This is a genomic window from Erwinia papayae, from assembly GCF_058241465.1.
Genome location: NZ_JBZCHT010000013.1, coordinates 177,511 through 201,239 on the forward strand (window position 1 = coordinate 177,511; position 23,729 = coordinate 201,239).

General features: G+C 49.4%; 19 protein-coding genes and 3 pseudogenes. 14 read left to right on the top strand and 8 right to left on the bottom strand.

Translation table 11 applies throughout. The annotated features are described in order from the left end of the window. Positions 1–35: 35 nt before the first annotated feature. Positions 36–386 (bottom strand): helix-turn-helix domain-containing protein, encoded by a 351-nt coding sequence (locus AC3RPL_RS16940; protein ID WP_261642046.1) that lies wholly within the window; start codon positions 384–386, stop codon positions 36–38. Between the two features lie 152 nt (positions 387–538). Then, complete coding sequence (locus AC3RPL_RS16945) at positions 539–793, bottom strand: YdgH/BhsA/McbA-like domain containing protein (RefSeq protein ID WP_034937134.1); 255 nt, start codon at positions 791–793, stop codon at positions 539–541. A 281-nt stretch (positions 794–1,074) separates the two neighbouring features. Between AC3RPL_RS16945 and AC3RPL_RS16950 the strand changes: the two genes are divergently transcribed. After that, positions 1,075–1,968: a LysR family transcriptional regulator gene (locus AC3RPL_RS16950; protein WP_367167052.1), complete on the top strand. Its 894-nt coding sequence runs from the start codon at positions 1,075–1,077 to the stop codon at positions 1,966–1,968. A 44-nt stretch (positions 1,969–2,012) separates the two neighbouring features. On the opposite strand, the gene AC3RPL_RS16955 is transcribed toward AC3RPL_RS16950, so the two are convergent. Further along, on the bottom strand, positions 2,013–3,068 hold the full coding sequence (locus AC3RPL_RS16955; protein WP_490740909.1) for an NAD(P)-dependent alcohol dehydrogenase: 1,056 nt from the start codon (positions 3,066–3,068) through the stop codon (positions 2,013–2,015). Positions 3,069–4,218: 1,150 nt separating this feature from the next. Between AC3RPL_RS16955 and AC3RPL_RS16960 the strand changes: the two genes are divergently transcribed. Then, positions 4,219–5,235: a 2-oxoglutarate and iron-dependent oxygenase domain-containing protein gene (locus AC3RPL_RS16960; RefSeq protein WP_490740910.1), complete on the top strand. Its 1,017-nt coding sequence runs from the start codon at positions 4,219–4,221 to the stop codon at positions 5,233–5,235. Between the two features lie 96 nt (positions 5,236–5,331). Here AC3RPL_RS16960 and AC3RPL_RS16965 read toward each other — a convergent pair whose 3' ends face one another. Both AC3RPL_RS16965 and AC3RPL_RS16970 read right to left on the bottom strand, forming a co-directional pair. Then, entirely contained in the window at positions 5,332–6,420 is a 1,089-nt protein-coding gene (locus AC3RPL_RS16965; protein ID WP_490740911.1) for a tartrate dehydrogenase, read from the bottom strand. 15 nt (positions 6,421–6,435) lie between these two features. After that, entirely contained in the window at positions 6,436–7,740 is a 1,305-nt protein-coding gene (locus AC3RPL_RS16970) for an MFS transporter (protein WP_490740912.1), read from the bottom strand. A gap of 125 nt (positions 7,741–7,865) precedes the next feature. Between AC3RPL_RS16970 and AC3RPL_RS16975 the strand changes: the two genes are divergently transcribed. From AC3RPL_RS16975 to AC3RPL_RS17020, 10 genes and pseudogenes are all read left to right on the top strand, one after another. Then, positions 7,866–8,801 (top strand): LysR family transcriptional regulator, encoded by a 936-nt coding sequence (locus tag AC3RPL_RS16975; RefSeq protein ID WP_490740913.1) that lies wholly within the window; start codon positions 7,866–7,868, stop codon positions 8,799–8,801. A 920-nt stretch (positions 8,802–9,721) separates the two neighbouring features. Further along, entirely contained in the window at positions 9,722–9,919 is a 198-nt protein-coding gene (locus AC3RPL_RS16980; RefSeq protein WP_052018781.1) for a hypothetical protein, read from the top strand. A gap of 154 nt (positions 9,920–10,073) precedes the next feature. After that, positions 10,074–11,152: pseudogene (locus tag AC3RPL_RS16985) on the top strand (tartrate dehydrogenase). 679 nt (positions 11,153–11,831) lie between these two features. Continuing rightward, entirely contained in the window at positions 11,832–12,239 is a 408-nt protein-coding gene (locus tag AC3RPL_RS16990; protein ID WP_490740914.1) for a winged helix-turn-helix domain-containing protein, read from the top strand. 100 nt (positions 12,240–12,339) lie between these two features. Continuing rightward, on the top strand, positions 12,340–12,876 hold the full coding sequence (locus AC3RPL_RS16995; RefSeq protein WP_034937116.1) for a fimbrial protein: 537 nt from the start codon (positions 12,340–12,342) through the stop codon (positions 12,874–12,876). A gap of 77 nt (positions 12,877–12,953) precedes the next feature. After that, positions 12,954–13,652 (top strand): fimbrial biogenesis chaperone, encoded by a 699-nt coding sequence (locus tag AC3RPL_RS17000; protein ID WP_490740915.1) that lies wholly within the window; start codon positions 12,954–12,956, stop codon positions 13,650–13,652. A 116-nt stretch (positions 13,653–13,768) separates the two neighbouring features. Then, a pseudogene (locus AC3RPL_RS17005) lies at positions 13,769–14,266 on the top strand (FimD/PapC N-terminal domain-containing protein); the annotation flags it as partial. Next, the gene (locus AC3RPL_RS17010) at positions 14,255–16,300 is read left to right on the top strand and encodes a fimbria/pilus outer membrane usher protein (RefSeq protein WP_490742075.1); all 2,046 of its coding nucleotides are present in this window, start codon (positions 14,255–14,257) and stop codon (positions 16,298–16,300) included. The pseudogene AC3RPL_RS17005 and the gene AC3RPL_RS17010, both read left to right, overlap by 12 nt. A 35-nt stretch (positions 16,301–16,335) precedes the next feature. Beyond that, positions 16,336–17,448, top strand: coding sequence for a fimbrial protein (locus AC3RPL_RS17015; protein ID WP_490740916.1), 1,113 nt, complete (start codon positions 16,336–16,338; stop codon positions 17,446–17,448). Positions 17,449–17,640: 192 nt separating this feature from the next. Next, a complete protein-coding gene (locus AC3RPL_RS17020) occupies positions 17,641–18,138 on the top strand; it encodes a helix-turn-helix domain-containing protein (RefSeq protein ID WP_490740917.1) in 498 nt (165 codons plus the stop codon). Here AC3RPL_RS17020 and AC3RPL_RS17025 read toward each other — a convergent pair. From AC3RPL_RS17025 to AC3RPL_RS17035, 3 genes and pseudogenes are all read right to left on the bottom strand, one after another. Continuing rightward, a pseudogene (locus AC3RPL_RS17025) lies at positions 18,120–19,219 on the bottom strand (NADH:flavin oxidoreductase/NADH oxidase). The gene AC3RPL_RS17020 and the pseudogene AC3RPL_RS17025 overlap by 19 nt on opposite strands. 10 nt (positions 19,220–19,229) lie before the next feature. Further along, on the bottom strand, positions 19,230–20,210 hold the full coding sequence (locus tag AC3RPL_RS17030) for a zinc-binding dehydrogenase (RefSeq protein WP_490740918.1): 981 nt from the start codon (positions 20,208–20,210) through the stop codon (positions 19,230–19,232). After that, on the bottom strand, positions 20,203–20,703 hold the full coding sequence (locus tag AC3RPL_RS17035; RefSeq protein WP_490740920.1) for a lactoylglutathione lyase family protein: 501 nt from the start codon (positions 20,701–20,703) through the stop codon (positions 20,203–20,205). Before AC3RPL_RS17035 ends, AC3RPL_RS17030 begins: the two co-directional genes overlap by 8 nt. Before the next feature lie 97 nt (positions 20,704–20,800). Between AC3RPL_RS17035 and AC3RPL_RS17040 the strand changes: the two genes are divergently transcribed. Together AC3RPL_RS17040 and mrdA are read left to right on the top strand one after the other, a co-directional pair. Beyond that, a complete protein-coding gene (locus tag AC3RPL_RS17040) occupies positions 20,801–21,694 on the top strand; it encodes a LysR family transcriptional regulator (protein ID WP_490740921.1) in 894 nt (297 codons plus the stop codon). Between the two features lie 133 nt (positions 21,695–21,827). Beyond that, complete coding sequence (gene mrdA / locus AC3RPL_RS17045) at positions 21,828–23,723, top strand: penicillin-binding protein 2 (protein ID WP_490740922.1); 1,896 nt, start codon at positions 21,828–21,830, stop codon at positions 23,721–23,723. Positions 23,724–23,729 lie beyond the last annotated feature (6 nt).

Genomic DNA, 23,729 nt, shown 5'->3' on the forward strand with positions numbered 1-23,729 from the left:
ATTATTTTCTCCCGGAAACCGGTGAAGGCGTTAAATTACAGCAGGTAATTGACGTTATCAGTATTTAAGCGTCGCCAGGCCGCAGGAGGAACACGGTATTTCCTGACAAAAGAGCGGGTAAAGGATTGCTGGGACTCGTAACCATATTTAACCGAGATATCAATAACCGTGGCGCTGCTGTCAATCAAATCGTGCGCTGCCAGCTCCAGCTTTTTATTACGAATATAGTGGCCAAGGCTGATATTCATTACCCGAAAAAACATGCGTTGCAAGTGCCATTTGGAATAACCGGCGCGCAAAGCCACATCTTCAATTTTCAAAGGGCTGCGGATATTTTCATTTATCCAGACGATAAGGTCCTGAACGATCATTCTTTGTCGGTTCATTCTTACCCCTTTTTAATCAGAGAGAAATTAGCGATGAAGAAGGACGAAATAAATCACAAGCAAGATGGACAGTTTTACACTGTAATATATCGCCACGGGTCAGAAGATCTGGCAGAGATCCTGTGTAGAGCTATTTCGACTTCAGAAAGGGACTACTTATAGATTTCAGCCACACCATGAAGTTTATTATCCCCACCGGCCGCGATCACTTTAATGGCGGTCGCACCCTGCGCTCTGGCTTTATGCGAAAGTTTGCTGGTCAGACCGTCAAGGGAATAAGCATTCTCAGCAGAAACCACACCGATTTTCTGCTTACCGGCAATAGAATTATCCATCTCTGCGGCCAGAGCTGAATTTACCGCCAACAGACTGGTCAGCACCATCATTACTGCGGTTACATTTTTCATATAAGCCTCACTGAATATTAAGAAACAAAACTACCCAACTGCGCAATAAGAGTATCATTGGCAGTTACATTTTATTAGCATGCTATCACTGATAAAGCTTATGAGTCGAAATCATCAATATCAGAAAAAAGCGGTAAAAAAAGCCAGAATGCCGGTTTGAGATTGCATTTCTATGCCACCTGAGCCGATTTTCACTGGTCAAATTGTGAAAAAATTACATATATTCTCCCTCTCTGTTGATGTCGGGGCACCGCCCGACACGACCAGGCCAGGAGCCCACTATGCTGAAGGAAAACTTTAACGACCTGACCTATCTGGTGATGGTCGCAAATGAAAGGAGCTTCACCCGCGCGGCAGCGAAGCTGGGCGTCTCCCAGTCAGCACTCAGTCATGCTATTCGCGGGCTGGAAGAGAGGCTGAACACCAGATTGTTAACCCGCACCACCCGCAGCGTGGCTCCCACGGAAGCGGGGGAACAACTTATCCGCAGCGTAGGCCCGATGATTGCCGACATCGAAAAAGCCCTGCTTAATCTGACGGAAAACCAGGGGAAGACCTCGGGCAATATCCGTATAACGGCTGGCGAACATGCGTTGCACTCCACCCTGTGGCCGCTGCTGAAACCCTTTCTGGATGCCTACCCGGAAGTGAATATTGAGTTATCCGTAGACAATACCCTGACGGATATTGTCAGCGGGCGCTTTGATGCAGGGGTACGGCTGGGTGAGCAGGTGGAAAAAGATATGATTGCCGTCAGGATCGGACCGGACTGGAAAATGTCGGTGGTCGCCGCGCCAGACTATCTGGCACGCAGAGGCACGCCTGCAACCCCCTATGAGTTGCAGCATCACAATTGCATTAATATGCGTCTGCCGACCCTGGGCGGATTGTATAACTGGGAGTTCAGCAAGGATGGCAAGGAAATCCGCGTCAAGGTGGAAGGACAGCTGATCTTCAACAATCTGGCTTCACGAATTGATGCCGCACTATCAGGGATGGGAATTGCTTATGTGCCCGAGGATTCCGTACGCAAACTGACGGAAGAAGGAAAGCTGGCGAGCATACTGGAAGACTGGTGCGAACCCTTCAGCGGTTATTATCTCTATTATCCCAGCCGTAAACAGCACACCACCGCTTTTGCCAGGCTGATAGAGGCGGTCAGATACCGGGGTTGAGCGTTCATGGCAGTGAACATCACTGCCATGAACTGAACGGACGCTTACGCTTGCAGTGAGGCAATATCGATCACAAAACGGTATTTCACGTCGCTTTTCAGCATCCGCTTCCAGGCATCATTGATCTCCTGCATGGTGATCATCTCCACATCAGACGTAATGCCGTGCTCACCGCAGAAATCCAGCATTTCCTGGGTTTCGGCAATACCGCCAATCACTGAGCCTGCCACCGCCCTGCGCCCCATCACCAGCGGCGCGCTGTTCAGTACCGGTTCGAGAGGCCCCAGATAACCGACCAGTACCAGCGTACCGCTCAGCGCCAGGGTAGGGATATAGGGCTGAAGATCATGCACATATGGAACAGTATCGATGATCAAATCGAATTGGTTAGCGACCGCTTTCATCTGCGCCTCATCGGTCGAAATCACCATATGCTTAGCACCCAGAAGACGCGCATCCGCCTCTTTACCGGGCGAACGGCTGAAAAGTGTCACCTCCGCCCCCAGCGCTATCGCCAGCTTAAGGGCCATATGACCAAGCCCTCCCAGCCCTGTCACCGCGACCTTGCTACCCGGTCCCACGTTCCAGTGACGCAGCGGAGACCAGGTGGTGATCCCGGCACACAGCAGCGGTGCCGAACTTTTTAAATCCAGCCCGTCCGGCACTTTAACGACAAACTTCTCCGTCACCACGATTTTATTTGAATAGCCGCCCCAGGTGGGCATGCCATCGTGCGGGTCAACGTCGTTGTAGGTCAGGGTATTGCCCTGTTCGCAATACTGCTCAAGCCCCTGCTCACAGGCGCTGCAATGCTGGCAGGAGTCCACCATACAACCGACGCCGACATGGTCACCCGGCGCAAATTTTGTCACCGCTTTTCCCACCTGCGTGACGCGGCCAATAATTTCGTGACCCGGCACCATCGGATATTTTGCGCCGCCCCAGTCGTTATACGCATTGTGAATATCGGAGTGGCAGACACCACTGTATAAAATTTCGATCACCACATCATTATCGCGCGGGTCGCGACGTACAAACTGATGCGGAACTAAATCTTCTTTGGCCGCAAAGGCCGCATAACCCGTTACGTTTACAGTCATTTTTTCTCCTGAAACTCAGTGTATTACCGGGGATAAATCTGTTATTCATGCCAGTAACATTCAGCATGAGCGGTAAAGAAAGGCATTACGGACACTATTTCTGTCAGTTACTGGCAAGTAAAAAAGTATTTTCCCGCAATTCCTTCACCACCAGAAAATCCGCATTATGCATATAAATGGTCCGGTATTATTTTATTTATTCTGAGCAGGCCATCTTTCCGACAAAGACCAACTATCCGGCAAAGGGATAACGTTACACTTCAACCCTAAAATAAATGAAAAAAAGAACAGCGATAATTATGCGTAATAATTGCAAGAGCCTGTGAATCAGATTCATCAATGCTATTACTGCCAGTAGAAAAGATATCCTGAAAAGTTATACAGAGATGGACAAAAGGGTGTCGGAGCCACAGCTGCCTCTTTGCCGACGGTGACACCGTTTATCAAGTGACAGGGTGTTTGTGCAGTGAGTTGCCAGCCTGCATCCTGATAAAAACCTGAAACCAGCGCGCCATTTGTTTTGTCTGATACAGACACCATGACGCGCAAAAAACAATCAGTTATATAATTTTCACCTGACTATCTTTAACTTTCCCCCGTCAGAAACATCTCATTTATTCATCATTAAGCCAATTACCGGCAAAGACTCCCGTATAAAAAACCGACAAAAAAGACCATTAAGCCCGGATGGATGAAAAAAAACGCCCCGCTACAGCCATAAAATGACGGTGCTTGTGCAGGAAAAAATTATAAGAAAAATCTAAAAAATAACGTTACAAAGTGTAGATTACAATAAACGCCAACATCTGAAAACGCCGTAATCTCTGGCGTGAGCTGATAAAAAATCAGGTGAAATAAAAAATAAAATAACCAACAAAAAACACTCTGAAAAAATAACGGAACTGAAAACACTTTTTTCCCACTCAATTCTGAATGTGGCAAAAGAAAAAAAACCGACGCACATCACTGACTATGAAAAATTATTCCACAGCGATTGCATTGGTATACCGCCGTATCATATATTCCCCCAACCATAAGTTATTCTGATATTCACTTATTGGTTTTACTAAACATTCCTTTTCAACCTGTTTATTTCAGGTTGCCATTGGTTATGTGATTTTTTTATTTTCCGATACTAAGTAGTACAATAATGAAATTCAACTTGCCAGCGATTGTTTCTGGAAGTGAATCTGATCGTCAATTAGGTAAAGAGATGATTGACGTGTGGCGTCGTGATGGCATATTTGAAGTTCAGCTCACACCGGAGCAGGCTTCGGTGGCGGATGCCGCGATTAACAGCAGTAAAAAATTTTTTAAAGAACCGCTGGAAAATAAAAAAAGCCTTCTTAATGACATCTCATACAGTGGCTATATTGCCAGCAGAGAAGAAATAACCGCAGGTGAAGAAGACTATTCGGAGATATTTACCGTCTGTAAAGATCTGCCATTATCCGATCAGAGAGTCGAAGCGGGCTGGCCCTGCCATGGTCCGGTTCCGTGGCCCAATCATAGTTTTAAAGAAAATGTCTCCGTACATATGAATATGATGGGTGGAATTGGCGATAAACTATTACAGCTGGCCGCACTTGGACTGGGATTAGAATTAAATCAACTTAAATCACTGACCGAAGATGGCTGGCATCATATGAGAATGTTGCGCTTTCAGCAGGCGGTGACTGAATCTGACCGGGGCATTGGTTCCCATACCGATTATGGTTTTCTGGTTATTGCTATTCAGAAAGATGCCGATGGACTGGATATCCGTCCTCCTCTGGCCGCCGATGGCAGCAGGGAAGTCAGAAAGAAAAACTGGCTGGAGGGCCAGAGTACCGCCGGAGAATATCAGAACGATCCCCACTGGGTCAGAATGCCGCTGACGCCGGATGTCGTCACCGTTTTCCCTGGCGATTTACTTCAGTACCTGACCGGTAATTATCTGATCTCCACGCCTCACAAAATCATTTTGCACCCGGAAAGAGAGAGGTTCGCGCTGGCTTATTTCCATGAGCCAAATTTCCGTCAGGCGATAAGGCCGCTGATGGGGGAAAACCAACCCACGTCGATCACTTACGGCGAACATTTCACCAATATGTTTATGCGGTGCTATCCGGAAAGACCGGCCACGAAACGGATTATTGCTGAGAACCGCCAGAAAATTTTCTCCTGATTCTGAAGGTAACAGGCTGGGTATAAGCGCAGAGTCTGTGCTACCTGCATATGGCCGGTGTCAGTCACGCCACCGGCCATCGTTTGTGCAGAAAGGTTATGCAGTCTCAGCGACCTGAGCCTTGGCGGTAATAAAGGCTACCACTGCCTGAGTCACCTCAGCGGTGGTAGCTTTACCACCAATATCCGGGGTCATGATGCCTTTGCGGCAAGCCTCCTCTGTACCGGCCATGATCAGCGCCGCCGCGTAACGCTCTCCCAGATGTTCCAGCATCTGCGCTGCCGTCCAGAAACTGGCAACCGGGTTAGCGATGCCTTTGCCGGTGATATCAAATGCCGAACCGTGAATCGGTTCAAACATTGATGGAAAACGGCGTTCCGGGTCAATATTCGCCGTTGGTGCCACGCCCAGACTACCTGCCAGCGCACCGGCCAGATCGGAGAGAATATCCGCATGCAGGTTGGTGGCAACGATGGTATCCAGACTTTGCGGGTGCAGGGTCATGCGATGCGTCATCGCATCCACCAGCATCTTGTCCCATTGCACATCCGGAAATTCCTGCGCCACTTCCGCCGCAATTTCATCCCACATCACCATGCCATGTCGTTGCGCATTAGACTTGGTAACCACCGTCAACAACTTACGTGGACGAGACTGCGCCAGACGGAAGGCATAACGCATAATTCGCGTCACGCCCACCCGGGTAAAAATGGCTACTTCAGTGCCGACTTCCTCCGGAAGACCGCGGTGCGCACGTCCACCGTTGCCGGAATATTCACCTTCTGAATTCTCACGCACGATCACCCAGTCCAGGCAGCCCGGCCCGCAGTTGCGCAGCGGTGGTGTAATCCCCGGCAGGATCCGGGTGGGACGAACATTGGCATATTGATCAAATCCCTGGCAGATGGGTAAGCGCAGCCCCCACAAAGTAATATGATCCGGCACGTCAGGTGCCCCCACCGCGCCAAAATAGATCGCGTCAAATTTCTTCAGCGTTTGCAAACCGTCTTCCGGCATCATCACGCCGTACTTTTTGTAATAATCAGAACCCCAGTCAAAATTCTCAATAGTGAATTTCAGTGAGCGGTCCTGCTTTTCCAGCGCACGCAGTACCTCAATACCGGATGAAATCACTTCAGGGCCGATACCATCCGCAGGAATAGCAGCAATTGCATAGTGGCGCATAATAATCTCCAGTCGTTAGCGTATTTCAGGATGAGAAAAACAGGTCGTTTGTGGCTTTTTCTTTTTCAGCGATAACAGAAAAATAATCAGTGCAGATAACATCAGTAATCCGGCGACAAAATAAAGTCCCCAATGCCATGAGCCGGTTTGTTGACGAATAACACCAATAATCACCGGCCCGACAAAACCACCAAGATTGCCAATGGAATTAATAGCGGCAATTCCGGCTGCCGCTGCCGGACCGGAAAGAAACAGCCCAGGCATACTCCACAGCGGCGGCTTGGATGCGCTGATACCGATATTAATCAGCGTCAGCGCAATAATTACGCCGGTGAGTGAAAGAACATTTCCCGCCAGCAGCAGCCCTGCCGCTGCCAGCAGACAGGCGGCAATAACATGCCAGCTACGTTCACCGCTACGGTCAGAATGTCGCGCCCAGAACACCATTGCCAGCACACCGAGCACAGCTGGAAAGGCGTTGAGAACCCCCGTTGCCAGCGCCGATGCGCCGAAGGAGTGAATGATTTGTGGCGACCAGATACTGAGGGTGTAAAGTCCTGCGGAAGTACCAAAATAGACCAGCGCCAGCACCCGACGATCAGCCAGCCCACGCCAGACAGTGCTGTGTCTGCCAGCCTCAGCGCGGGAACGCGTTTCATCCGCCAGGGTGTTCTGTAACCAGTCCCGCTCCTGTTGTGTCAGCCATTTCGCCTTTGCCGGGCGATCGGTGAGAAAAAATAACACCACGCACCCTGACACCACCGCCGGTACAGCCTCAAGTACGAACATCCACTGCCAGCCAGCAAAACCCATCACGCCCTGCATCTGCAACAACGCTGCCGAAAGCGGCGAACCCAATGCCGTCGATAAGGGAGCCGCCGCCATAAAAATAGCGGTCACCTGAGCCCGCCGCGCAGCCGGAAACCAGTAGCTGAGATAGAGAATAATGCCGGGGAAAAATCCTGCTTCTGCCACGCCCAATAAAAAACGCAGCAGATAAAAGCTGTTTGCTCCCTGCACCAGTGCCATGCAACCGGAAACTAATCCCCAGCTAATCATCACCCACGCTATCCAGATGCGGGCACCCACCTTATGCAGAATAAGGTTGGAGGGTACTTCAAATAAGAAATAGCCGAGAAAAAATATTCCCGCACCCGCACCAAATATAGTCGGTGATAGTCCCAGATCTTTATTCATGGTCAGTGCGGCAAAACCAAGATTCACACGATCTATAAAGGCGATGAAATAGAGCAACATAATAAAAGGCACAATGCGCAGAGTAACTTTACGCATCACCTTTTTTTCGAGGTGAGTATTCATTCTGACGTGCTCCGCAGGTTGTACAGGGTATTTTTTTAATAAGCTTCATTATGCAGTTCGGTCTGGACTTATCATCAGAGGTGGATTATATAATTTATTTAAATTATCCCGAGGTAACGAAAAATATGGATATAAATCAATTACGTTGCTTTATGGCAGTGGCAGAAGAACTGCACTTTGGTCAGGCGGCACAAAAGCTGGAAATGATGCCTGCATCACTAAGCCGCTTTATTCGTCTGCTGGAAGATGACCTTGGCGTACGCCTGCTTAACCGTTCGACTCGCAATGTTTCGCTGACGGAGGCAGGGACAGAATTTTTCGATGAAGCAGGAAAAGTGATTGCTCAGTTTGACGCCCTGGCGGAACGTTTTAAAAAGACCAAAAAGAGTGGCCGCCGGGTGCTGAGGATTGGCGCCATCGACAGTGCAGCAAGAGGCCTGCTGCCACAATTGTTAAACCGGTTTATGCAGGAGCATCCTGAAGCGGACGTTCACCTGACAGAAGATAAGACCGCCAGCCTGCTTCCGCGACTGAAATCAGGCTGGCTGGATATGATTTTTATTCGTCCCCCGGAAAGCCTGGACAGTAGCCTGTCCGTACAGTTTATTACCCGCGAAACCTGTGTGCTGGCCGTTCCCGTAATGCATCCTTTGTCATCAAGATCCTCCGTCTGCGTGGAGGATTTTAAGCAGGAAGCGATGATCGTCCCGGAAAGAAGAGCCCGGCCACACAGTCACGATCTGACCATGAATTTGTTCAGAACATCAGGGCTGACACCGCGTGTGGTGCAATACGCTGAAGAAAAACAAACCATTCTCAGTTTTGTGGCAGCAGGCCTGGGGTTGGCAATCGTGCCCGCCTCATTTTGCAATATGAATACCGAAGGCGTGACCTATATAAAATTAATAATGAATAATGAAATCAGGGGATTGCCGTTAAGTATGGTGTGGCATAAGGGTAGCAATGACAGCAATGTCCTCGCTTTGCTGACGCTTTTCTCCGCGCACAAAGCACACTGGGTTGCCGGGCTTCTGGGAACTGACAGCCGGGAGGATCGCTAATCATACGGACTCGCGCGGTGCTGCTGATAATCTTTATCCACGCGATGAGCAGAGAACCCGATGGTCATAATCAGTCTCCGACTGACAGGTAATTTAAAAAATTGTTAATTGTCCCCGTTTTCCGCATACCGATTATTTTGCCAATGCCACCGTGTCGTTGTAGGGAAATCCCTGGAATATTATTTTTCTGTCTGAATCTTTAAAAGATGATCGACCTAATCCGCTGCTCTGTGTTAACTAACTAAGGGCCAGTACAAAACAGCAATCTGGCGCAATCAATGAGATTTTCTGTAGTCAGAAAAAAGGTATTGATAAGAAAATTTATCTTTCTCAGTAAAAAGATAACCACACATCATCATTCTATCGATGCGAAATATTTAATATTTTACCTGAAAAATGATTATCTAAATTCAACTTTCCCCCCTGAATTATCTGCCTGCCGTTCAATCCATAAAAATAATCATTCGGAATAATCAGAAAAATCAGTACCGGCTTTAATCTTATCTCTGATAAGGAGATTTTTAACGCGCTGTTGACTGACAGGCCTTCCTTTGTGTGAAAAAAAATTATTCCTTTTTTTTAGAAAAAAAAGCTAATTCTCAGGCGAGAAAAATATTTTTTTACAACCGCAATCAGGCCCCTCCTGGTCGCATCAGCAGGTGGGAATCATAAGTTCATGTCTTTCAGTCAGGTTGAAAATATAAACGAGGCTTACCAACCCGGCAGGGGCTAAATCTGTAAAATAATTATCGCCCAGTTAATCGATTTATAATGACCGGGCAACAAAGCACCAACACATTCAACAAGATTTTAATCTAATAACAATTGGACCATATAACATGCCAGCTGAATACTATTATGTTACACAACACACCGACCAGGCCGGTTATCACCTTCTCCACCGGGCGGGGTGTATTAAAATGCCGGCCCGTAATTCGCTGGTTTTTATTGGCAGTCTGTATAATTCGTTGCAGGCGCTGACTGTTGCCAGAGTACGTTTTGGTGACAACGTGAAAGCATGCTACTTCTGCTGCCTGTCACATCATGAAAAAGGTGGCCGTTTTTCTCATCCCCTCCCCCCGGTACAACGCCGCCCGTCTGGCCGGGTAACAGAATGAGTCATTGACACAGCATGCTGTCAAAGATGACAAAAACAACACAAAATGACAATTCCTGCTGGAAAGCGCTGAATGTTAAGAGTTTTTACAGCGCATAATTGGATTTCCGACTATTAATTTTTATGTCGTAAATTCATTTACTCAGGAGTGTCTAATGCCAGTAGCGAGATACAGAATTGCCGTTATCCCCGGTGACGGGATAGGTAAAGAAGTGATGCCGGAAGGTGTGAAAGTGATGGATGCCGTCGCCCGGCTTTTTGACATCCAGTTCGAATGGACCTGGTTTGACTTTGCCAGTGCAGAATATTATCAGCAACACGGCAAAATGTTACCTGATGACTGGTTCGATACCCTCAGATCTTTCGATGCTATCTACTTTGGTGCCACAGGATGGCCGGATGCGGTACCTGATCACGTCTCGCTCTGGGGCTCGCTACTCCAGTTTCGCCGTCAGTTTGATCAGTATGTCAACCTCCGTCCGGTCAGGCTGCTTGCCGGAGTTAAAGCCCCGCTGGCAAACCATCAGCCCGGTGATATCGACTTCTATGTGGTCAGAGAAAATACCGAAGGAGAATATTCCAGCGTCGGCGGAACTCTTTTTCCAGGAACCGAACGGGAAATTGTGATTCAGGAAACGGTAATGACCCGGACCGGTGTTGACCGCATCCTGAAATATGCCTTTGAACTGGCGAAAAAAAGACCGGCACAGCATCTGACATCTGCCACCAAGTCGAATGGCATCGCTATCACTATGCCCTGGTGGGACAGCCGGGTAGTGGCAATGGCTGAGCATTATCCTGAACTCCGCGTGGATAAATATCATATCGATATTTTAACGGCGCACTTCGTTTTGCATCCGGAACGCTTCGATGTGGTGGTCGCGAGTAACCTGTTCGGCGATATTCTTTCCGACCTGGGGCCGGCCTGTACCGGCACCATCGGTATTGCCCCTCCGCCAACATTAATCCCGAGCGTAACTATCCCAGTTTATTTGAGCCTGTGCACGGTTCCGCACCGGATATCGCAGGAAAAGGCATTGCCAACCCGACAGGGCAGATTTGGTGTGGGGCGATGATGCTGGACCATCTAGGCCACAGTGAGGCAGCAGAAGCCGTGCTGAAGGCAATAGAGTCGGTTCTGGCGAACAGCGGAAATAAACATCTTTTAACTCCCGATATGCAGGGTACCGGGCGCACGAAGGATTTGGGTAGCGCAATTGCTGACGCGCTGTAATCTCCGAGTGGCAGACGGATTCATCCAGCCTGCCACCGTTAATTTCTGAGATATCCGTTCAATTATTTATCACTTCACCTCGAAACAAATTTAATTTTAATTTAATATGAGAACATTCCTATTAAAAGCCATTCAGAGCTGCCAGCCACATCCTAATTAAGTTAATTTCCATCACAATTAAGATTACACCTGGACAATAAAATTTCGTAAATAACATTTAATCAACATATTTAAAAAATAAAAAATTCGCCACTTCTTAACATATTAAGAATGAACAAAATTAGAATAAAAGATCATTATTAGATTATCAGTAAAAAATTAAAACCACGACTTCACATTAACTTAATTTAAACAAAATTCCAGTTATTCCCTGTTTAATACTGTCTGAATCAATAAAAAAGAATATCCTTTTGATGATTGCCATCATGAGAAAATTAGATTTAAAAACCAAATATAAGCCAGAAAAAGAAATAAAAATCCAAAAAAAATATCAATTTAAGTTTTTTACTCTTAATTTGAGTTTTATTAATCGAATAGACTCATTTTTTAATATGGTTGAGGTCATTTCATAAGAGAAGGTAAAATTTATTAGTACTTTTAACAGAATCCATGAATACAAAGACGCCCCTGATATATCTCCGTGATGGTTAAAATAGAGGCAATGCGTGGAGGCAACACAATGGATCAACATAGTAAAAAGGTTTTTGGCTATGTGATTGAAAAGGATATTCAGGTCAACATCGTGCAGAACAGTGTTATCAACATTAACCACCTTAACCGGGAGAAAAACCCGGCCGTGGTGACGTTGAGGAAAACCATGATGCGACTGTTTATATACCTCCTTGAAAATGCAGATGGCAAAGTCATCCCACATGAAGATATTTTACTTAACGTCTGGGATAAATATGGTCTGAGTTCATCAACTCAGCGTCTGTGGCAGGTAATGCGATGTCTGCGTAATAAATTATCTTCTCTGGGAATACCGGAAGATTTCATTACCCGCATAGAAACAGGCCCGGAAAGAGGCTATCGAGTCAACAAAAATAAAGTCACCACTATTTATTATTACGACCAAAAGAATTTGTAGCAATCAATCTACAAATGCCTTCCATTTACGGGAAGGGTATGTGGCTCAGTTTGCAATAAAAGAGCCACTAAAATCATCTGAAATAGTAAAAGGAGTTAATATGAAATACGCAACGCTTGCGGCAGTTATTTTCGCTGCATGTTCATCAGCTAATGTTTATGCTGCTGCTGAAGGTACAATTACTTTTAACGGCACGCTTCAGGCCACAACCTGTAACAGCAGCATCAATGGTGGCGATGCCAGTGCTGATGTTGAACTGCCAATTGTGGGCATTAATCAGCTTGCATCTGCTGGTCAGACTGCCGGTCAGACCCAATTTACTATTGGCCTGAGTGGTTGTGAAGGTGTGCTGACTACTGCTGCCGCCTTCTTTGAAACTGGCGATACCGTTGACTCTAATGGTCGCCTGATCGATCAGAACGACACTACCGATCAGAAAGTCGCATTCCAGCTGCGCAATGCCGGTAATCAGTCAATTATTGTTGTGGGTAACAGCAGCCAGGAAACCAACAATACCTATGGTGAAATGGTTGATGGAAGTTTAACCCTGCCTTACCTGGTTGAATACTATGCTAACTCCGCAGCAGGTGCTGGCACAGTAACCAGTAATGTAACCTACTCTATTATGTATAAATAATAGTATCTGTAGCAGAGAGACGTCGTCTCTCTGCTTTTTAATTTAAAAAAAACTTTTTACCGAATAAAGAATCCTGCATGAAAAAATTATTTTCTTCTGCGTTGCTGCTGGCAATGATTGCCGTCCTGTACAGCCCCGTGTTATTTGCCAGTATCGTGGTCAATGGCACGCGCGTAATTTATCCCGGCAACGCCCGGGAAATTAGCGTAAAAATGACTAATATGGGGAAACGACCTTTATTGATACAGAGCTGGATTGATGATGGGGATATGAAAGCAAAACCAGAAAATATCCATGTCCCTTTTGTTCTCTCTCCACCTTTTAACCGCGTCGATGCCGGAAAAGGTCAGACACTAAGAATAAGCCAGACCGATTCCAGCCTGCCGGAAGATCGCGAATCAGTATTCTGGTTAAATATTCTGGAAATTCAGGCTAAAAATCCCCAACTCAGCGACAGTAATCATTTACAGATGGCCTTTCGTACGCGTATCAAATTTTTCTATCGGCCAGATAAACTGGCAGGTGATGCCAACGATGCAATCAAAATGGTCAAATGGCAGCAGCGTGGGAATCAGCTGATGGCCAGTAATTCTGGTCCTTATTATATTTCACTGGTCAATATTATGTTGAATGGAAAAAAAGTCGAAGGTGAAATGATTGCGCCATTCCAGTCCCAGACCTTCGCTCTTACAGGTAAATCCGGCGATGCGCTTACCGGAGAGTTTATCAATGATTATGGCGCGCTGATAGGCTTTGAAGCAAAGTTACAGGAATAACGCCCGCGTTAATTTAATGAATACTGACGGCATGGATGTTTCTGAAAAGGATTTCAATGAAAGTCTCCTTCTGTGGCCAGTGCAACAGAAAAGCCCTGCTGCTTTGTTTTTCTCTGATGCATATAACCGGCTTTGCCTCTGAGACAGATGAAAATATATCCGCACAAGAGCAGGAAGTAGAATTTGATTCATCGTTTCTGTATGTCAGTGACAAGAATGCTATTGATTTAAGCCGTTTTGCCAGCAGCGCATCGGTACTGCCAGGAATATACCGCACTGCGGTATATGTTAATAATACCGCATCAGGAAAGGATGATATTCGTTTTATTTCCCGCTAGGACGGTTCAGTTTATGCATGCTTTAACGCGTCGTTACTGAAAAAAATTCCCTTTGCTGAGGCGAAGTTGCCCGAGGATTTCTACCACGGCATCCGTGAAAGTGATCCTGAATCCTGTATTGATCTACGCGAAAAACTCCCGCAGGCCGAGGTGCTCTATGACAGCAATGAGCAGCGTCTTGATATCAGCGTGCCGCAAATATTGTTAGTTAAAAAAGCGCGAGGTGCGGTTGACAGGGAAGAGTGGGATAGCGGTATTGCCGCGATGCCACTGGGCTACAACATAACGGGTTACCGCAGTGAAAGTCAGGGCAATGTCTGGCAGTCGGCTTACGGTACACTTAATGCCGGGTTGAATCTGGGTCAATGGTATTTCCGGCATAATGGTAACGGCAACTGGCAGGAACATAAAGATTTCAGTTACAACGCGGTAAACACCTGGCTGCAACGTGATCTGCCTTTTATACAGGGACGCATACTGGCAGGCCAGACCTCCACGCCTGGATTGATCTTCGATACGTTGCCGTTCAGCGGCGTGCAGATTGCCAGCGATGATCGCATGCTGCCCTACTCACTGCGCGGCTATGCTCCTGAAATCAGAGGTATAGCCCGCACTTCGGCTCGCGTTACGGTGAGGCAAAACAATCAGTTAATCTATGACACCACCGTCCCACCCGGTGAATTTTTGATTAACGATATTTATCCTGCTGGTTACGGCAGCGATCTGTATGTAACCGTGCGGGAAGCAGACGGTTCGGAGCAAAACTTTCAGGTTCCCTACTCTTCTATTGCTCAGTTACTGCGTCCTGGCAATCACCGCTATTCCTTTACCGCAGGTAAGATACGCAGCAGTAATCTGCATGACCATCCGCCATTCTGGGAGGCGACCTGGCAATACGGTTTCAGCAATATCCTCACCGGCTGGAGCGGCCTGCAGCTCAGTGAACGCTACTCAGCTGTACAATTTGGTGCTGCGTTGGGAACGTCGGCGGGTGCCTTCGCGCTGGACATCACTCATGCCCGCGACAGCGAAAAGCAATGGAATAATCTCCAGAAAAGTAGCGGAGAAAGTTACAAGTTCAGCTACAGCAAAACGGTGGATGCCACCAGCAGTAATCTTACCCTTTCCGCCTGGCAATTCTCATCCCAGGGGTATCAGGATCTGCTGGCTACGCTGCAAAATCGTCAGTCGCTGAAAAGTGGAACATCGACTTCTGCCAGCTGGCGAACCCGCCAGCGTCTAACGTTGACGCTCGATCAGTCTCTGCCGACAGGTTTTGGTCACCTGACCTTCTCAGGTTCGATACAGAATTACTGGAACCAGCCGCATGACACCCGGCAATTTCAGTTCGGCTACAGCAACAGATTTAAATCACTTACCTGGGGGATCACCGCCAACCGGACGTATTCTTCTGATGGTGACGCTGAGAATAATTACCTGCTGAATTTCACACTTCCGCTCGCCAAAAGCGCCAGCCACACCAGTTCACAGCTCCGTGTCGATTTAAGTCGCGATGGTGACGGACGGTATGCCAGACAGGCCACATTGACGGGAACGCTGGGCGACGCCAACCCGTTCAGCTACGGCATTTCCGCCACCAGTGAAAATGGTAATGGCACCTCCGGATCGGTGACCGGCAGCTATCACAGCCGTCTGACGGCAATGAGCGGCAGCTGGAGTCAGGGTAGCGGCTACAAAAGCGGCTCCTTCAGCCTCAGCGGCACGATGCTGGCCCATGCAGGTGGCGTCACTCTGACGCCTTATAATTCTGACACCTTTGCATTGATTGAAGCACGCGGCGCAGAGGGAGCCAGAGTCTCCACCTATCCTGGCGTTTATGTTGATCATGCCGGATTTGCTGCAGTCCCTTATCTCAATCCTTACCAGTTGAATGAAGTCACCATCGATCCCGTTGGTGCGTCCAGCAGCATTGAGTTGGATAACACCACCCAGCGGGTTGTCCCCTGGTCCGGCGCCGTTGTCGCGGTGAAATACAACACCCGCTATGGCAATCCACTGTTAATCAACGCACTCTACAACGGGGAACCGGTAAGATTTGGTGCAGAAGTTATTGATGAAGAGGGAAATTCATTGGGCTCTGTAGGACAGGCTGGACAAATTTTTGTCCGGGTCAACACCATGCAGGGGCAACTGACCGTGAAATGGGCAGAGGGCGCGGACGGTCGCTGTACGGTGGACTATCAGCTACAACGCGTTAAAAAGGAAAAACATCCTCGCCTGCAACGCTTTAACACTGTGTGCGCGGGTGCACCATCCGATGCGCTCCCGGTAAACAACCCGCGTGAATAAGCCGAAAGCTAACCGGCGGAACAAAAAGGAATTTAATGATGAAAATCACCTGCGGGCCCGGCGCTGTTACCACCTTCATTCTGCTGATGGTCTCAGCCTCCTGCCCTTCCTTTGCAGCCAGCTGTCAGCTCAGTAACAGCGCGCTCAAATCCACGGTTTTGCCGCTGCAAAGCAGTGCCCTGACGGTCGGCCAGGATGTCAGCAACGGCACCATTATTTATCATCAGCATTTCCGTCCCGCAACTTCTGTCACGCTCAGTTGCGAAAACGGCATCCCCGCAAACCCGACCATTCGCGGCGCACTCACCATAGCTCGCCGCCTGTCAGACTGGTCAGATGGTCGCTTTGCACCGGGCACGGTTTATCAGACCGACGTGCCCGGAATAGGCATGGCGATTTATGCTTATGGTAATACGCAATACACCGTTCCTTTCAGTTATCCATTAGCGGGAATACAAACGAATGATCTCTCCGAACGGGGATGGATACCCCATGAAGGAATTGAATTTGATGTTGTATTAATTAAAACCGGGGTTATTATACCCGGCAGAATTGGTGGCGAGAGTTTACCCGGTGTTAACTACAGTTTATATTCTGCCGATCATTCTCCGATTAATCTGGGCAATCTGCGATTTTCCGGCGCTATTGAAATAGTATCAAGGACCTGCACCACGCCGGATATTATTGTGCCGATGGGCAACTATGAAATATCAGGAACCTTTAAACAACCCGGCAGCTACAGCCCCTGGCAGGATGCCTCGATAAAGCTGACCGACTGTCCGCGATTTCACGGTATGATGTCGATGAGCAGCGGATCGGGAAACCTGCAGCAAGGGAATAAAATTAATAACAGCATTAAGCTATCACTTTCTCCTAACACCCCGATTATTGACAGCTATAAGGGAATTTTAGCTGTAAAAAGCGGTAATGGCAGCGCTTCTGGGGTAGGCATCCAGTTAGCATGGGGTACGCAGAGCGATCCTTCACCGCAATGGGTAAATTTTGCTGAAAGCCGGCAATTTTTTCTGCCTGATGACGGCGCCACCCAGTTTTCTCTACCGCTGATGGCGCGTTATATCCAGACATCATCTCAGGTCATGCCGGGTAAAGCGGATGCCACAGTGACATTTACCATCTATTATTACTGAAATATGTCAAAAGGTTGTTAAGGATAATCAAACATAGAGGGAATTATGTGTATATATATTATTTCTGATGATCGTTTTTTTGTCGCAGGTCTGCGAGAAATTCTGAGCGCGACAGAGAACGAATTAAAGACGTATAGCTACGCGAATGGATTACTTCTTTTTTATTATTGTGGTTTTCGACAAGAAGATATTGTGATTGTCGATATCCATTATATGCAAATGACCCCATCACAAAACCTGGCCTACAACACCTGCTATTTTGGCGTAAATTTTCTTTTTGTGGTTGATTTACCCTTACAGAACGAGCCGGGTAATTTCTATCCTTACTGGATAGTTTCCAAAAAATGTCCAGTAAAAATACTGCTACCGCTGCTGAAATCGATTGCCAGTGACAAACCGCCACATACCGACCACCTGTCCCGAAAAGAGAATATCGTACTGCGCGAACTGGCCGTTGGGCACTCGACTGACTTTATTTCTCGTAAGCTGAATCTTTCCACTAAAACCATCAGTTCCCATAAGCAAAATGCGTTTCGCAAACTGGGAATGACCCGGCTCAATGATATGTCACTGATTTGTTACCGACAGATACTGAATTTGTATGCCGGATTCAATCACTCCTGTGCTCAGCGAGCAAGAGGGCATGTTCCTCTGCCCGCTGGTGTCAGACACTATTCACTAATCCGGTAACGTTCCAACCAGTGAGCATAAGGAGCAGGCAGAACCCAGGAAGGTCGCTCTTTGTTCAGCGTCAGCGCTGCCTGATAAGGCCAGTTGGGATTGGAAAGATGTGCGCGACCCACCATCACCAGGTCGAGTTCTCCTTTCTCAATGGTCTGACTGGCAATCAACGGGGAGTCGATCCCCCAGGCAGAAGCCACCGGAATTTCTGCTTCACGTCGGACCCGCTCAGCCACGGGAGCAAGGAAAACCGGCCCCACGGGATCTGCGCGTCTGGTGTGGAGAAACCGACGCTGACGCTGAGCAGATCCAGGCCACCGGCGCGGAACTGTCTGGTCAGGTCGATGGCTTCATTCAGCGTTTCTTCATCGCGCCCGTCGTATTCAATCACCCCAAAGCGGGCCGTCAGCGGCAGGCTGTCAGGCCACTCTTTACGAACCGCCGCCAGCGTCTCCAGCAGAAAGCGGCTTCGGCCCTGCGGATTGCCGCCCCAGGCATCGTCGCGCTGATTGGCATGGACGGAGAAAAAACTCTGAGCCAGATAGCCATGGGCAAAATGCAGCTCAAGCCATTCAAAACCGGCCTCCCTGGCACGTCTGGCCGCCTGGGCAAAGTCTTGCTGGATACGGGCAATATCCGCCCCAGTCATTTCCTGCGGGATCTTCGACAAATTAGCACCGAAAGGAATGGCGGAAGGTGAGAGCGTTGCCCAGCCGCGTGGGTCATTCTCAGCAATATGATCGTCTCCTTCCCACGGCTTGTTGGCACTGGCTTTACGCCCAGCATGAGCAATCTGGATGCCCGGCACTGCCCCGGCAGCTTTTATTGTCGCCGCAATCTCTGCCAGTTTTTCAGCCTGCGCATCATTCCAGATACCCAGACAGGCCGGGGTAATCCGCCCTTCCGGCGATACGGCTGTTGCTTCCACAATCACCAGACCTGCGCCACCCCGGGCCAGGCTGCTGTAGTGCACGCGGTGCCAGTCATTACTGACACCGTCTGTCGCGCTGTACTGGCACATCGGAGGCACCGCAATACGATTGCGTAACCTGATATTTTTTAACGTAAAAGGGGTAAAAAGTCCGGCCATAATTACCTCGTTATAACAGAATGATTTGTTTGCCGCTGAAGTTACGATGTTTCAGAGCATCAAGCTGCTGCGGCAGCTGCGCAAAGGAGAAGTGCAGCAGGGTTTCCTGCTTCAGGGTGCCCGACGCGATTTGTTGCAACAGCTGCTCACCGCTGGCGGTCAGCTTTTGCCAGTCTGACGCATCGCCATGTTGATGCAGTGCACCCAACGCCACCTCATGCATCGACAGCGCCCGGCCAAAAGGAGTGCAGGGCCAGACTTCGACACGCCCCTGAATGCAGACCAGATGGCCGTTAGCTTTCAGCAAATCCGCCAGCGCCCGCGCATGCTCAGCGCCGACACAGTCAATCAGCGCAAAATAGCGCGGTGAGTCAGCCGGAGTGGCAATCTGTTCGCGGTTGGTCAGGCAACGCTGCGCGCCCAGTTCACTCAGACGTGACCAGTGTCGTTCGCTGCACATTGCCGTCACCCGGAAACCTCTTGCCACCGCCAGCTGGACCAGATAGTGCCCGACCGATCCTCCGGCACCGGCGATTAACAGCTCAGCACCCGGCTGCGTCGGCAGCTTTTCCAGCGCCTGCCAGGCGGTCAGTCCGGGACAGGGAAATGCTGCGGCCTGAGCAAACTCAAGAGCGTCGGGCAGCTGCATCAGTACATCAGCTGCAAGAGGGGTGTATCCCGCAAAACTACCGGCAGCACGCAGATTCTGGTGATAGGCCACCCGCTTTCCCAGCCAGCTTTGCGCCACGCCACGGCCGACAGCCACTACGGTTCCGGCACCGTCCACGCCGGGCACCAGCCCTGTCTGGCTGTCCAGAACTTTCCAGTCTACCGGGTTCAGACCGATTGCCGCGTTTTGCACCAGCACCTCACCCGGCTGCAATGGCATTGCATTGATGGTCGTCTGCCGGAGATGCTGTGCAGACTCTCCTCCCTGCCATACCCAGCCCTGCCAGGCGGCGGGCAGAACGGATGATACAGGCTTATTCATAGGCACCTGCCGAATAGGTCAGCTCATAGCTGTGGCTGTAAATTTCGAGGATATTGCCAAAAGGATCTTCCATGTACACCATGCGATACGGCTTCTCGCCGGGGAAGTATTCACGGACGGGCATCCGCTGAAGGCCTCCCGCCGCCACAATTTTTGCCGCCAACCCCTCAACATCCGGATCCTGCACACAGAAGTGGAAGACGCCCGATTTCCAGTATTCAAAGTTATCTTCACGACGCTGGGCATCGCGAAACTGGAAAATTTCCACCCCGACACGATCGCCGGTGGAGAGGTGGGCAATGCGGAACGAACCCCAGCCCGCACCAAATACATCACTGCACATCACGCCAATCGCTGAGTCATCCTCCCTGATTTCCGTGGGCGGCATAATCAGATACCAGCCCATTACCTCAGTGTAAAATTTCACCGCCGCATCAAGGTCGGTGACTGACAGACCAATATGAGAAAAGCTGCGCGGATAGCCTGGGATCATGGTTTTCACTCCTCATTATACAGAATGATATTCAGGCTACGCCCACCCCCCTATAATGAAAACAGAGTAATGGTTATGAGGATTATAAAATTTCATTATGTTAAATCCGCAATGGCTTCGTTCTTTTACCGTACTGACTGAAACCGGCAGTTTTACCGCCGCCGCCGAACGTCTGGGGATGACGCAGGCCGCCATCAGCCAGCATATCCGCCACCTTGAGCAGCACCTTGGTTTGCTAATCCTGCGTAGTAAACGTCCACAGACGCTGACGCCGTCCGGCCTGGCCCTGCTGGATTATTGTCAGGAGCTGGACAGAGCAGAGAAACGCCTGATTCTGAGAATGAGTGAAACGGATATCACCTGCGGCGAGATCGGGCTGATTAGCCCCGGCAGCATCGGACTGCGTCTGTACCCTCTGCTGCTGACACTCCAGCAGCAATATCCGGCATTGTGCATAAGGCATCGCTTTGCTCCCGATCAGGAAGTGACCGAGGCGGTGCTGCATAACCGTTTTGAAATGGGACTGGTGACGCTGAAACCGGACGACCGACGGCTGCACGCCAGACCCTTTACCGAAGAGCCGCTGGAGCTGGTTATCCCACAGGGTGAAGAGGTTAACGGCTGGGACGATCTGGCGCGCCTGGGCTTTATCGATCATCCGGATGGCATGGCGATGGCGACCCGTTTGCTCAGCCGTCGTTTTCCCGGCAATCCTGGCGTTCGCAATCTGCCGCAGCGTGGTTTTATCAATCAAATAGGCCTGATTCTGGAACCGGTGGCCCGCGGGCTGGGTTTCGCTGTACTGCCACGCTTTGCCCGCCAGGCCTTTGCGCAGCAGCAGGCAATCCGCGTGGTGGAATGTGATGTGCCGGTGGTGGATACCATCTGGTTGATCCACCGCGCCGAGTGGCCGCTGTCGCGCCGGGCCACAGAGGCGATTAACTTTCTGCAACAACACTTTCAGCCATCGCCCGGTCGGGAAAAAGAGTAAAAATTGCGGCCATTTGTAACATCGTCAATAAATGTCACACTTTAACCGTCACAAATGCATCTTTCTGGTCGTGATTTGTTACGCAATCTTTATCATTGGGCGGAAAAACTGGCTATAACGCGATTGCCCGGTAATGAAATTCAGAGATTTTGCAGAAGAAGAAAAGTTGTTTGTACGCAGGGCATTGGTGGCCTTTGGATTAGTGCTGGCCGGTTTCGTCACGCTGGTCGTCAACCTCTGGCACCTGCAAATCGAGCAGAATCAGTACTACCAGACGCGTTCGAATCAGAATGAAATCAAGATGATCCCTATTGCGCCAACCCGTGGGATGATCTTTGATCGCAACGGTATTCCGCTGGTGAAAAACGTCACCTGGTATGACATTGAGATCCTGCCGTACAAAGTCGAGGACATGAAAAGCTTACTGGCGCAACTGACGCCGATTGTTGACCTCACGCCTGACGATATTGATACCTTCACCCACGCGCTGCATGCTAACAGCCGTTACAAACCGGTGGTGTTGAAAACCGAGCTGACCGACGAAGAGGTGGCGCGCTTCTCCGTCAATCAGTACAAATTTACCGGCGTCACCATCAGTAGCTATGAGGATCGCCAGTATCCTTATGGCCCCGATCTGGCCCACGTTATCGGCTACGTTTCCAAAATTAACGACAACGACTACAAGCGGCTGGATAAAGCCGGTATTGGTGAGAACTACGCCGCTGACCACAATATCGGTAAGCAGGGTATTGAAGGCTATTATGAATCGGTGCTGCACGGTAAAACCGGCTATCAGGAAGTGGAGGTAGATAACCACGGTCGGGTGATCCGCGTGTTGAAAGAGGTGCCGCCGGTGGCCGGAAAAGATCTGTGGCTGACGCTGGATCTGCATCTGCAACAGTATGTGGAAACCCAGATTGTCGGTCAGCGTGCCGCCGTGCTGATCGAAAATCCGCAAAATGGCGACGTACTGGCGATGGTTTCCAGCCCAAGCTACGATCCCAATCCTTTTGTAAAAGGCATCAGTTACAAAGCGTATAAAGCATTGCTGGAAAACAAAGACCTGCCGCTTATTAATCGGGTTACCCAGGGATTGTATCCTCCGGCTTCTACCGTCAAGCCTTATATGGCGATGTCGGCGCTGTTAACTCACGTCATCACGCCTTCTTCCACCTTCTTTGGCCCGGCCACCTGGACTCTGCCCGGCACCACACGGAAATATCGCGACTGGAAAAAAACCGGTCACGGTACGCTGGATGTCACCCGCGCCATTGAAGAATCTGCCGACACCTTCTTTTATCAGGTGGCCTTTATGCTGGGCATTGATCGCATCCATACCATGCTCAGCCAGTTTGGCTACGGTAAGCCCACGGGTATCGACCTCAACGAGGAGTATAACGGCCTGTTACCCAGCCGCGAGTGGAAGCAGAAAGTACATAAAAAGGGCTGGTATCAGGGAGATACCGTCTCGGTAGGCATCGGCCAGGGTTACTGGATTGCCACACCGGTGCAGATGGTCAAAGCGCTGGATACGCTGATTAACAACGGTCGGGTGATCCAGCCGCATCTGCTCTATCAGGAAAAACAGGGAAAAGAGGTTACGCCGTGGAAACAGACCATTCCTGTTCAGCAAATCGGTGACGCCAACTCGCCATACTGGGGACTGGTGCGCCGGGCAATGTTTGGCATGGCAAATGCGCCAAACGGGACGGGCTATAAATACTTTCACACCGCGCCTTACGGCATCGCGGGAAAAAGTGGAACATCCCAGGTGTTTGGACTGAAACAGAATCAGATCTATAACGCAAAAATGATCCCACAGCGCCTGCGCGATCATATTTTTTATACCGTCTTCGCCCCTTTCGATAAACCCAGGGTGGCGATGGCTCTGATCCTCGAAAATGGCGGGGTGAATGGCGTCACCGCCGCGCCGCTGGCAAGGAATATTCTGGACCACATTTTCCTGCCACCAGATGTGGCACCGATGTCAGCCACCGCCGATCCCGGAAGTAACATCAGTGCGCAGTAACGGTTT